At 68.1% G+C, this 11,913-nt stretch carries 8 protein-coding genes; 2 read left to right on the forward strand and 6 right to left on the reverse strand.

All coding sequences use genetic code 11. From position 1 onward, the window contains the following. The first annotated feature begins 2 nt into the window (after positions 1-2). Positions 3-1,493: an FGGY-family carbohydrate kinase gene (locus ASC68_RS01735; protein ID WP_055873822.1), complete on the forward strand. Its 1,491-nt coding sequence runs from the start codon at positions 3-5 to the stop codon at positions 1,491-1,493. After that, positions 1,493-3,097, forward strand: a complete 1,605-nt coding sequence (locus ASC68_RS01740; RefSeq protein WP_055873826.1) for a GMC family oxidoreductase N-terminal domain-containing protein — start codon at positions 1,493-1,495, stop codon at positions 3,095-3,097. Before ASC68_RS01735 ends, ASC68_RS01740 begins: the two co-directional genes overlap by 1 nt. Before the next feature lie 28 nt (positions 3,098-3,125). Here the strand turns inward: ASC68_RS01740 and ASC68_RS01745 are convergent, their stop codons facing one another. The 6 genes from ASC68_RS01745 to ASC68_RS01770 all read right to left on the reverse strand — a co-directional run bounded on the left by ASC68_RS01745 (position 3,126) and on the right by ASC68_RS01770 (position 11,660). Continuing rightward, positions 3,126-3,941 carry an efflux RND transporter periplasmic adaptor subunit gene (locus tag ASC68_RS01745; RefSeq protein ID WP_082527821.1) on the reverse strand — a complete coding sequence of 272 codons (816 nt, stop codon included), beginning with the start codon at positions 3,939-3,941 and terminating at the stop codon, positions 3,126-3,128. Positions 3,942-3,943: 2 nt separating this feature from the next. Further along, positions 3,944-5,938, reverse strand: coding sequence for a hypothetical protein (locus ASC68_RS01750; protein ID WP_055873829.1), 1,995 nt, complete (start codon positions 5,936-5,938; stop codon positions 3,944-3,946). Beyond that, positions 5,931-8,075 carry a peptidase M50 gene (locus ASC68_RS01755; protein ID WP_055873832.1) on the reverse strand — a complete coding sequence of 715 codons (2,145 nt, stop codon included), beginning with the start codon at positions 8,073-8,075 and terminating at the stop codon, positions 5,931-5,933. The genes ASC68_RS01750 and ASC68_RS01755 overlap by 8 nt, the downstream gene beginning before the upstream one ends. A 7-nt stretch (positions 8,076-8,082) precedes the next feature. Beyond that, entirely contained in the window at positions 8,083-9,954 is a 1,872-nt protein-coding gene (locus ASC68_RS01760; RefSeq protein ID WP_055873836.1) for an efflux RND transporter periplasmic adaptor subunit, read from the reverse strand. 12 nt (positions 9,955-9,966) lie between these two features. After that, on the reverse strand, positions 9,967-10,269 hold the full coding sequence (locus ASC68_RS01765; protein WP_055873839.1) for a DUF3467 domain-containing protein: 303 nt from the start codon (positions 10,267-10,269) through the stop codon (positions 9,967-9,969). Positions 10,270-10,367: 98 nt separating this feature from the next. Then, positions 10,368-11,660 carry an outer membrane beta-barrel protein gene (locus ASC68_RS01770; protein WP_197421006.1) on the reverse strand — a complete coding sequence of 431 codons (1,293 nt, stop codon included), beginning with the start codon at positions 11,658-11,660 and terminating at the stop codon, positions 10,368-10,370. Positions 11,661-11,913: the final 253 nt, after the last annotated feature.

Raw genomic sequence — 11,913 nt, forward strand, 5'->3', positions numbered from 1 at the left:
CCATGACCGACTATCTCCTCGGCCTCGATGCCGGCAACACCGTCATCAAGGCGATCCTGTTCGATACCACCGGACGCGAGCTCGCCGTCGCGGCGCTCGACGGCCAATCCTCGATGCCGGCGCCGGGCCAGGTCGAACGCGACCTCGACGAACTCTGGCGCAACGCCATCACGGTGATCCGGAGCTGCATCGAGAAGTCAGGCGTCGATGCGCGGGATATCCGCGCCATCGGCTGCGCCGGGCACGGTAACGGGCTCTATGCGCTCGATCGCGCCGGCAAGCCGCTGCTCGGCATCCAGTCGCTCGACACCCGCGCCGCCGGCCTCGCCGGCGAGTGGCACGCTGCCGGGGTCGGCGACCGCGTCCTGCCGATTGCCCGGCAGAAGCCGTGGGGGGCGCAGACCCCGACACTGCTCGCCTGGATCAAGCGGCATCGTCCTGACCTCTATGCCGAGATCGGCACGGTGCTGCTGTGCAAGGATTTCGTCGTCGGCCGGCTGACCGGCGCCCGCGTCACCGACACCACCGATATGAGCGGCTGCGGGCTCTTGGCCATTCCATCGCGCCGTTACTCGGTCGAGCTGTTGGCGGCTTATGGGCTCGAGGACGCCATGCCACTACTGCCCGACGTGCTGGAGAGCAGCGACATCGCGGGCCACGTCACCGAGGACGTTGCGGCCCTCACCGGCCTTGCTGCCGGCACGCCGGTGGTCGCCGGGCTGTTCGACGTGGTGGCGAGCGCCGTGGGGTCGGGGGTGACCGCCACGGGCGCCGCCTCGATCATCGCCGGCACCTGGAGCATCAACCAGGTGATCTGCGATGCGCCGGTCGACGATGACAGGGTGTTCATGCAGTCGAGCTTCGATCGCAGCCGCTGGCTCGCCATCGAATCGAGCGCCACTTCCGCCGCCAACCTCGAATGGATCGTGCACCAGTTCATGCACAACGAAGACAAGCCGTTCGACAGGGCGGGCGAGCTGGTGGCGTCGGTCGACGCGGCGGCCGATGTGCCGATCTATCACCCCTACCTCTATGGCGCGCCGTGGGACGGCAACGCTCGCGCCGGCTTCTATGGCATCGCCGGCTGGCACAGCAAGGCGCACCTGATGCGCGCACTGTTCGAAGGCGTGGCCTTCGGCCATCGCGGCCATGTCGAGGTGCTGCAGCGGGCCGGGATCGGCATCCGCGATGTGACGCTGTCGGGTGGCGGCTCGCGCAGCGCGGTGTGGCCGCAGATGTTCGCCGATATCCTCGAGTTGCCGGTGACGGTGGCGCGCGGACGCGAGACCGGAGCGCTTGGCGCGGCGATCGCGGCGGCGACCGGGGTGGGCCTGTTCCACGACTATGCGGAGGGCGCCCGGGCGATGACTGCGCCGGCGAGGCAGTTTGCGCCCGACCGGGAAAGCGGCTCGCATTATGCCCGCCGTTATGGCCTCTATGAGCAGCTGGCGCGCGCGATGCAGCCGGTCTGGGCGGAAATGGGCCGGCAGTAGTGACTGAGAGTTTTGGGACCTTCGACTATATCATCGTCGGCGCGGGTTCGGCGGGGTGCGTGCTGGCCAACCGGCTGAGCGCCGATCCTCGTAACCGGGTGCTGCTGCTCGAGGCGGGTGGCAGCGACCGCTACCACTGGGTCGATATCCCGATCGGCTACCTCTACACGATGGGCAACCCGCGCACCGACTGGATGATGCGGACCGAGCCGGAGCCTGGGCTCAACGGCCGCTCGCTCAACTATCCGCGCGGCAAGCTGCTGGGCGGCTGCTCATCGATCAACGGCATGATCTATATGCGCGGCCAGGCCGCCGACTATGACGGCTGGCGACAGCTGGGCAATTCCGGCTGGGGCTGGGACGATGTGCTGCCCTACTTCCTGAAATCCGAGGACCACCATGGTGGCAGCTCGGCGCAGCATGGTGGCGGCGGCGAATGGCGGGTGGAGCAGCAGCGGCTGAGCTGGCCGATCCTCGATGCGTTCCAGGCGGCGGCCGAGGAGCTCGGCATTCCGCGGGTCACCGACTTTAATGCCGGCGACAATTTCGGCTCGGGCTATTTCGAGGTGAACCAGCGCGCCGGCGTGCGCTGGAATACTTCGAAGGCCTTCCTGCGCCCGGCGCTGAAACGGCCCAATCTTCAGGTGCTGACCGGCGCCGAGACCGAGGCCATCCTGCTCAACGGCAGCAAGGCCACCGGCGTGCGCTTCCGCCACCGCGGACGGCTGGTCGAGGCGACGGCCGGGCGCGAGGTGATCCTGTCAGCCGGGGCGATCAACTCGCCCAAGCTGCTCGAGCTCTCCGGCATTGGCCGGCCCGAGGTGCTGGGGCGGCTCGGCATCGCCGTGCGCCACCAGCTCAATGGGGTGGGCGAGAACCTGCAGGACCACCTGCAGATCCGCACCGTGTTCAAGGTGAAGCACGCGAAGACGCTGAACGGGCGCTACCATAACCTCGTCAGCCGCGCCGGCATGGGGCTCGAATATGCGCTGAGGCGCTCGGGTCCCCTGTCGATGGCGCCGAGCCAGCTCGGCATCTTCGCGCGCTCGAACCCGCGCCTGGCGACCCCCGACCTCGAGTATCACGTGCAGCCGCTGTCGACCGACCGGCTGGGCGAGCCGCTGCACCGCTTCGAGGCGGTGACGGTGTCGGTCTGCAACCTCCGCCCCGAGAGCCGCGGCACCGTCCACATGGAAAGCCCGGACCCAGCGGCTGCGGCGAAGATCCGGCCCAACTACCTTGCCACCGAGAATGACCGGCTGGTCGCTGCCAACTCGATCCGGCATGCGCGGACGCTGATGCGGACCCGGGCCGTCGCTCAGTTCGAGCCGGAAGAATTCCTCCCCGGCCCCGGGTTCGAGGACGATGCCGACCTCGCGAGGAAAGCCGGCGACATCGCGACGACGATCTTCCACCCGGTCGGCACCTGCCGGATGGGCGACGACGCCATGGCGGTGGTCGACAGCCAGTTGCGGGTCCGCGGCCTTGCGGGGTTGCGGGTCGTCGATGCCTCGATCATGCCGACGATCGTCTCGGGCAATACCAACTCACCGGTGATCATGATCGCCGAGAAGGCCGCCGACAGCATCCTCGGCCGGAACTGATCAGGGCGACAACGTTGTTGCGCCGGGCTCAGCCGTCCCCAAGATCCAGCCGGCAGCGTTGCCCGCCGGGGATGGTGCTGCCGGGGTTGGGCAGTTCGACGCGGACACCGAAAGTGTTGGATGCCGTGTCGAAGACCGAGTCGACGACGATGATCCGGCCCTTGAGCTTGACCGGTTCCGGACGGTCGATCTCCACCGCGACGTCGGCGCCGAGCTTGGTGCTCGCCCACAATTCGGTGGGCAGATAGGCATCGACCAGCAGCGGATCGGTCTGGACGATGGTGGCGATGATCGAGTCCTGGCGGACGAACTCGCCGACCTGGGTATCGATCGAGGTGACGACGCCAGCGATCGGCGCGTGAATGGTCATCCGATCCAGCATGGCCCGCTGCCGCACCAGTTCCTGCGCGGCCAGTTCGGCCTTGCGCTCTTCCCCGGCGAGATCGAGCCGGGTGATCTCCACTGCCGCCTCGAGCTCATCGATCCGCGAGCGGGTGACCGAGCCGGACTCGAGCAGGGCGCGGGAACGCTCCAGCGTTGCCAGCGCCACGTCGAGCCGCTGACGTTGCGCCGCGATCGCCTCGCCGGCGTCGGCTTCGGTTTCGGCAAGGCGGACATTGGCCTCCTCGACGGAGGATTCGAGCCGCGCTACCGGCTGGCCGGCTTCCACCGGGTCGCCGCGCCGCACCTTCATCTCGGCGAGGAGCCCGGTGACCGGGCTGCCGAGCTTGACCGTCCGCGCCGGGCTCGCCACGCAATCGAAGAGCCCCGTGGTGCTGTCCTGCGCCACGACCGGGGCCGCGAGGGTGAAACCGAGCAACAGGCAGAGAGCGGCGAGCCGCATGCTTATTCTCCACGTCCTGAGAAGGCGAGGGTCTTGGCCTGTTGCGCGTCGCTGCGCAAGAGCGACCGCCGCATGCCGGCATGGGTGCGCTCGAGACGCAGCTGGGCCAGGTTGATGCAGAACGCCGCGCCGCGCGAACCGAGCACCGCCAAAACGCCGCGCGCCATGCCGGCCAGCCACTTGCCGCCGCCATCGACGAGGATCGGATCCTCGACCGACAGGATCGGCTCGAACCGGCCACGTTGCCCCTGGCGGCCGCTGCGCCCGGCCAACTGCCGGTCGATGCGGCGCGCTTCGTGCCGCTCGATCATCACCACATGCAGGCCGCCCAATTCCTCGACGCCGGGGCCGAGCTTGATGTCGGTCCCCCGCCCCGCCATGTTGGTGGCGATGGTGATGGCGCCGCGATTGCCGGCCCCAGCGATGATCTCGGCTTCGGTTGCATCCTGCCGGGCGTTGAGCACCTGATGCGGCAGGCCGGCCTCGCCGAGGCGCTTGCCGGCTTCGATCGAAGAGGCGACCGACCGCGTGCCGATCAGCACCGGGGCGCCGCGCTCATGCAGTTGGCGAACCCGCTCGATGACGGCCTGCCAGTGGCGCTCGGCCGAACCATGGACGCTGGCGGGCACCGTCACCCGCTGGAGCTTGCGGTGGGTGGGGATGGGGACGACGTCGAGACCATAGACCAGCTTCAGTTCGCCGGCGACCTGGCTTGCCGTGCCGGTGAGCCCGCCCAGATACTGGTAGCGGCGGAAGAAGCGCTGGTAGGTCATGCGGGCGAGCGTCCGCCGCGCTGCGCTCGGCTCCAGCCCTTCCTTGATCTCGACCAGCTGGTGCAGACCGTCGCTCCAGCTGCGGTCGGGCATGGCGCGGCCGGTATGCTCGTCGATGATCACCACCTTCTTCTCGCGCACCATGTAGTGGTGGTCGCGATGGAACAGCCGGATGGCCGAGATGGCCTGGCGGATCAGCTCTTCGCGCCGGATCACGCCGCGCCACTGCTCACCGCGCCCCTGGGCGAAATCGGCAATGGTCTCGCGGCCGGAGGGCGTCAGGCCGACGCGATGCTCGAGCGCCACCACCTCGTAATCGCGCCCCTGCTGCAGCAGCTCGGCCAGCCTGAGCGCTTCCTGGGCCGCGGCAAGGTCGAATGGCAGTGGGGCACTTTCCGAGATGATCAACGGGGTGCGCGCTTCGTCGACCAGCACGCTGTCCGCCTCGTCGACAATGGCAGCGACGAGGCCGCGCATCCGGAGCTTCTTCTGCCGGGTGTCTTCGCCTCGCAACGCCTCGAAGCGCAGCCGCGTGTCGCCGTCGTCATCGCCGAGCACCAGCCGGTCGCGCAGCGCGTCGAAGGTCAGTTCCTTGTTGGTGCAGTAGACGATGTCGGAGGCATAGGCGGCCTGCCGCTCGGCCAGCTGCTGGCCGGAAACGACGATCCCGAGCGTAAAGCCGAGCCGGCTGAACAATGGCTGGCCGAGTTCGGCATCGCGCTCAGCGAGATAATCGTTGACGGTGACCACATGCACGGGCCGCCCGGCAAGGGCGGTGAGGGCCGCGGCCATCGCCGCGGTCATGGTCTTGCCCTCGCCGGTGGCCATTTCGGCGATGTGCCCGGCCATCAGCGTCGCCGCCCCGAGGAGCTGCACGTCATAGGCGCGATTGCCGAGGGTGCGTTGCGTCACCTCGCGGATCAGCGCCAGCGCTTCGGCGCGCAGCGGCATCTTCTCGACGCCATGGCGCCGGAGGCGCATCGACACATCGCGGGCCGCCCGGTCGAGGGCCGCGTCATCGAGACCGGCGAACTGCGGCTCCAGCCTGCCGGCCACCCGCACGGCATGCTGCAGCGCCAGCAGGTGGCGGCGCGCGAAGGGCAGGCTGAGGCGCGCGAGCAGCGCATGGGCGTGCTTATCGAGCCCCTTGCGCTCCGGCGGCAGCACCACCGGATAGGGCTTCAGCGCCGGCAGCGCGAAGCTCGAGGCGGGCGCGTCAGGCACCGAACACCCGCAACAGCGTCTGCCGTACGGCACGCTGCAGCCTCTGGTAGACCGGCTCGGCGCCATGGTCGAAGCGCACATAGGCGCGCGCCCCATAGGCGAGGAGCCCCTCGGGGCGCTTGGTCGTCACGTCGATCACGAACAGCCGCTCGAGCGCCACGGGCGTGCCGTCGGCGCTGTGGGTGACGGCGATATCGCCGCCGGCCCGCGCCGCGAGGGCGAGGCTGGGCAGGTCGTTCTGCCCGGTCGGCACTTCGCGGGTGACGCTGCCCGGCAAGGCGGTGCCCGGATCAAAGGAATAGCGCACCTCGACGCCGTCGGTGCGGGCCCGCACCAGATCGACCTCGGATTGCGGAATTACCACCCGGATGATCGGGTCTTCCGAACTCACCACATAGCCCAGCAGTTCGCCCTGGCGGACGTAGCGGCCGACGAGGTTGGGACCAACGGCGATGAACCGCCCGCCGGCCCGGGCGGCAACCAGCAGCGCCGCCTCGCGCGTGTCGAGATCGCGGCGCTGCGCCTCGACGTGGTCGCGTTGCTGCAGCGTCTCGGCTGCCTGCACACGATCGGTGAACTGCAGGGCCTCGTAGCGCAGGCTGAGCTCGGCGAGACGCGCATCGATGACCGCGCGCCGGGCCGCGATGCCGGCATCCTCGAGTTGCAGCAGCGGCGCGCCGGCGGCAACGCTCGCCCCATCGGCGGCCATGAACTCGGTGACGATGCCGGCCGTGCCGGCCCGCACCTCATCCTCGCCCGGCAGCCAGACAACGCCCTGCGCCACCGTTGCATAGGGCAGCGGCAACAGCCCGACGAGGATCACGCACAGCGCCAGCGCCGCGCCGCTCACCGTCAGGGCGCGCCGCCGCTTGTTGTGCAGGGCCGGCGACGAGAACAGGTAGCCCAGCATCTTGGCCGCCGGGATCACGAATGTGGTGGAGAGCGTGAGGATCGCCAGCAGCACGCCGATGAAGAACAGCTGGGTGGCGATGAGCAGCGCAATGCCGAGGCTCAAGACGATGCGGTAGATGAAGGCAAGGATGGCATAAAAGAACAGCCAGACCCGTTCCGAAGGCTCATGCGAGGGGTTCTCGGTCTGGGTCAGCCCGAAGGCATAACGCTGCACCAGGTAGCCGACATAGCGATTGGCCCGGGTGGCGAGATTGGGGATCTCCAGCCAATCCATGAACACGTAATAGCCGTCGAAGCGGAGCAGCGGGTTGCCGTTGAACAACAGCGTCGAGACGCCGCCGATCAGCATGACACTGAAGGCGATTTCGCGCGCCAGCCCGGGCTCGGCGCTGGCCCAGAAGATCGCCGCGAGCGCGGCGAGGCCGAACTCGACCATGATGCCGGCGCCGCTGACCACGATACGCTGCCACTTGCTGGCGAAGGCCGTGGCGGCCGTGGCATCGACATAGGGCGCCGGCACGAGGATCAGCAGCATCAGGCCGAATTCGTGCACATGGCCACCGAACACCTTGGCGGCATAGGCGTGCCCGGCTTCGTGCAGCGCCTTCACCACCGGGTAGGCGAGGGCGATCATCGCCAGGTTCCCGGCGCTCATCAGCTGACCGCCGGCGGCGGCCTGCAGCGCGCCCCAGTTGAGCGCGACGACGACGAGGCCTGAAATCACCAGTGCTATCCAGGCGAGGAGGCCGTAGACGGTGAAGATCGGCCGCACCAGCCAGGCCGTGGCTTCGAGGAAGCGGTCCGGATCCCATAGCGGCATGCGCAACGCCAAGGGGTTCTTCAGCCGCGACATGACGTTGCTGCGCGCGGTCTTGGCGGAACGCTCCGCCAGCTCGGTGAAATCCGGCGGCAGTTCGGTCTGCAGCAGGTCGGCGGCGTGCAGCTGCGAGAGCAGCAGGATCATCTCATCCTGGGTCGGTGGGTCGTCGCCGGCCTTCTGGCCCACCATGTCCCAGATCTGTTCCATGCTGCGCCGGCCATCCATCAGCGCCACAGCCAGGTTGGCCGCGGACGACAGCCGATGGAACTTGCCGTTCTGCTGGTCCTCGAGCACGTACCAGATGCGGCGCCGGAAGCGCTGCCGGTGGATGCGCGCCTGGCCGCGCAGCCGCGGCTGCAAGCCACTGACGCGATACCACGAGGAGCTGAACAGCGACTGGGCCATGGCGCGCCTACGGCACCAGCCGCCACCAGACGAGGCCCATCCAGTCGAGGAAGGGCCTGAGCCAGATGGCGATCACCGGCCGGCGATCGATCGCCACCCGGGCCACGCCGGTCATGCCGGGGCGGAGCCGGGAAAGATCGCCCGATATGGTGGCCTCGACCCGGAAGCCGACGCCGCCGGCGTGTTCCAGCGCCACCGGGGTGATCCGATCGATGACGATCGGGATGGGTTCTTCGGGCAGCGAGGCAAACACCGCCTCGCCGGGCTGGCCGACCGTGAGCTCACCGATATCGCGTTCGCCGACGGTCACCACGACGCGATATCCCGAGAGCGGCGAGAGTTCGAACAGCGTTTCGCCGCGCCCGACCGAGGCGCCGATCCGCTGGCTGAGGTCCCCGCGCACCACCAGCCCATCGAACGGCGCGATCAGCCGGGTGCGGGCGATCTGCTCGTCGATCAGGCGGATCTGCGCGTCGGCCTGCTCGATCTGGGTTTTGACGATGTTGATATTGGCCGGCTGCCGTGAGGCCAGCGCCCGGTCATATTCGAACTGATGCTGCTGGCGCTCGGTGACCCAGCGGAGCCGTTCGAGGCTGAGCTCGCGATCCTCGAGGCTGGCGAGTTCCTGCCCGGCCTTGACCAGGTCGCCGGCGCGGGCGGATGCGGTCTGCACGTAGCCATCATAGGCGGAGACCACGGCGCGCCGTTCGGCCGGCTCGAGCTGCGCGTCGGCGACGACATGGAACGTATCGGTCCAGAACGACAGCACCGCCACCACGATGAGCGCTAGGAGCGCCACCACTTTGCGGCCCAGGTGCCCGGGGCCGAGCAGCCTCTGCAGTTGCTGGGTCAGGCTGTCCCAGGCTTTGACCACCAGCCAGCGGTCATTGCGGCGCTTCTCGGTCAGCACCGGGCCGAGGGCGGCCGCCACGACGCTGAGCAGGCGCACCGTCTCCTCGTCGAACGGCTGCTCGACCGGACGCTCGAAGCAGATCGCGCCGGCAAAGCTGTCGACCACCAGCAGCGGCACGGTGAGGATGTTGCCGCCCTTGTGCGCGGCGGCGAGCGCGGCATGCGCCGTGGTGAACACCACATCCTCGGGGGCCGGCGGGTAGCGCAGGATCGACTTCTGGTCGATGGCTTCGTCCATCGCGCCGCTGATCTGCTGCACCAGCTGGATCCGGGTGGAGAAGGTCGAGGTGTGCGAGATGGCGGCGACGTGGGTGCGGCCCCAGCGCACAAAGCCGAGGCTGACGCGCGAGCAGCCGAAGCGCAGCGCCATTTCGGTGACCGCGGCCAGCGCCGCGGTGCGGAAATCGCCCCGATCGACCACGGTGGCGAGCAGCTCGAGCGTAGCGCGCGACCGGTCGCGCTCCCCGCGCAGGTCCGCATCGCCGCCGCGCTGGAAATACTCGCGCAGCCAGGCGATGCTCCATTGCAGCTGGCGCATCTGCCGCGCCGGCGCCTCGGCATCGTCATCATCGACGCTCAGCGCCACCACGGCGACGGCAACGGGCTTGCCGCCGGCCTCCACCGGCTGGGCAATGACCCGGCGCGATCGCGCGCCGCGACCAGCCTGGCGCAATACCGGACGCTGCTCGGTAACCGCCAGGGCGGCGAGGCTTTCGAGATCGGCAATCGCCGCGTTGGCTGGCCACATCGCCAGTGGCTTCAGACCGCCGGCCGCGATCTCGAACACGGCGCTCGAGCGCACGCCAGCCAGTTGCTGCGCCTGCAGGGCCAGGAAGGCGGCGGCGAAGCCCTGCGGCTCGTCCGAGCCCAGCAGCTGCCGCCAGAGCGCGCCGTCAGAGGAACCGGCAGGCCGCGTGATGATTTCGGCCTCGTCCCGATCCTCCAGCGCCTGGCGTCTGTCGCTCATGACATGTCGTGCTTATTCGACCTCGAGCGTGCCGTAGCGGCGCTCGTGCTCGCGCAGGACATTGGCGAGAATGGTCGAGAGGCGCTTGGCGGCAAGCGGGGTGAGGATGATGCGGTTGGACAGCTCCACCGTGACCTGCCCACCGGACTCGGCGTTCCAGGTGCGGTTGGTGCCGAAGAAGATATCCACCTGCTCGCGGGTGCCCTGCACGTTCACCACGTTGGCGAACTGCGTCTGCATGGCGTCTTCGCGCCACACCACCCCAGCCTTGGCCGCATCAGCCGGAGCTGCCTCAGGGGTCGGCTTCCTTGCCATGTCTCGTCCTCCACGCGCAAAGTGCCGGAGGCTAACATCTCGCAACGAAGCCGTCTTGTCCCGGCGATGTCAAAGGGTTACCGGCGGCGTACCGCCGGTCAGAAGTGGTACTTCAGCGTCACCTTGCCGGTCAGCAGGGTGGGCCACAGGTCGACCTGTTCAGGCTGCGAGTTATTGACGACGAGAGGGCTGGTCGCCGCGGTGTAGTTACCCTCGACACCGAGCGTCACCTGGTCGGCGATCGCGGTTTCGACGCCGAGGCCGAGCTGGACTGCCGGCAACAGCGCGCTGCCGCCGCCGTCCAGGGCAAAGAACTCTTCGTTGGCGTGGGTGTTGATACCGGCGATGGCGAGCTTGCCATAGACCAGCGTCGACGGATTGGTCTTGAAGCCCAGGCGCGCGCCGGCGCTGATCACCGTGTCCACTGTTGCGAACTTGGTGGGGGCGTCCACGTCGGGTGAGTTGCCCGCCGCGTCGTCGAACACCAGCGGGGTGTAGTCGAGGTTGGCAGTCGCGCCGATCACCCAGCCATTGCCGATGTCGAAATCGTAGCCAAGGCCGATACCGACGCCGACGCCTTCGCTCCAGAACGGGCCGGTGTCGGCGCCCGGGACCAGGATATCGCGCTCCATGCTGGCGGCGACCGCCAGGGCGGAGACCGAAACGTTCGGGCCGGTGAAGTCGAAATCGATCTGGGTGGGATCCTCGACCATGTGGCCGAGTCCGTCGTCGAAGCGGAACTTGAGGCCGGCCGTGACCGCGAGGTAGCGCGGCAGGAATGACGTATCGTTCGAGACGAGATATTCATCGAACGCGCTGAAGTAGCGCACGTCCACCGTTGCGCTGAGCAGGTCGGTCAGTCGTGTCTCGGCGCCCACGCCGACAACGAGCCCAGATGCGCGTCCTGTTTCATCGTCGAGGCCGGCGAAGGCCGAGAAGCCCGCCGAGCCGAAGCCGAGTACGCCATAGACCTGTGTCCCAGGCGCGACGAGGTAGCCGAGTTTGCCGGTCAGCGAGAGTGTGTCCTGGAAGCGGTACAGATCGGCCCCAAGCGCATCCTCGTAGGGCGAGAATGCTGCGTTGAACAGGTCGTAGCGTAGCTCAATGCCACCGACCAGGTTGGAACCGAGCATGGTGTCCCAACCAAATGCGATGCCCGCCGTCAGACTGGGTTTCGAAAACTGGTAAAGCTCGGGCGGATCGACATCCGGATCGTAATCCACGCCGATGATGGTCGGCCCGAGATGGGCGCCGACATAGAAGCCGGTAGACGAACCCACCACCGGGAGCACCGCGATCGGCGTTTCCTCGATGATCAGGTCGGCGGCAAAGGCCGGCAATGCGGTCGTCGAGAGCAGCGCGCCAAGTAAAGTTCCAGTCAATATCCGCATAGTATCGCCCCCAACACCCGCAATGGCGGCGATCATCGCAGCATGACGCCGGACTCAGCAAGCCCCGATACAGTCATATTCACCTGAACGGGCCGGACCTTGGTCGGCGTGGCACAGCTGCAACACCCCACCCGGAGTTCCCCGGGTGGGGCCCGGAGCGCCTTCCGGAAAAGCTGCAGACTTTCCGGTTCGAAGGCGCGACCAAATCAAAGACCTGGAGTATTTCACCGATTCAACGAAACGGTGAAATACT

The organism is Devosia sp. Root105 (genome assembly GCF_001424865.1).
Classification (GTDB): Bacteria; Pseudomonadota; Alphaproteobacteria; order Rhizobiales; family Devosiaceae; genus Devosia_A.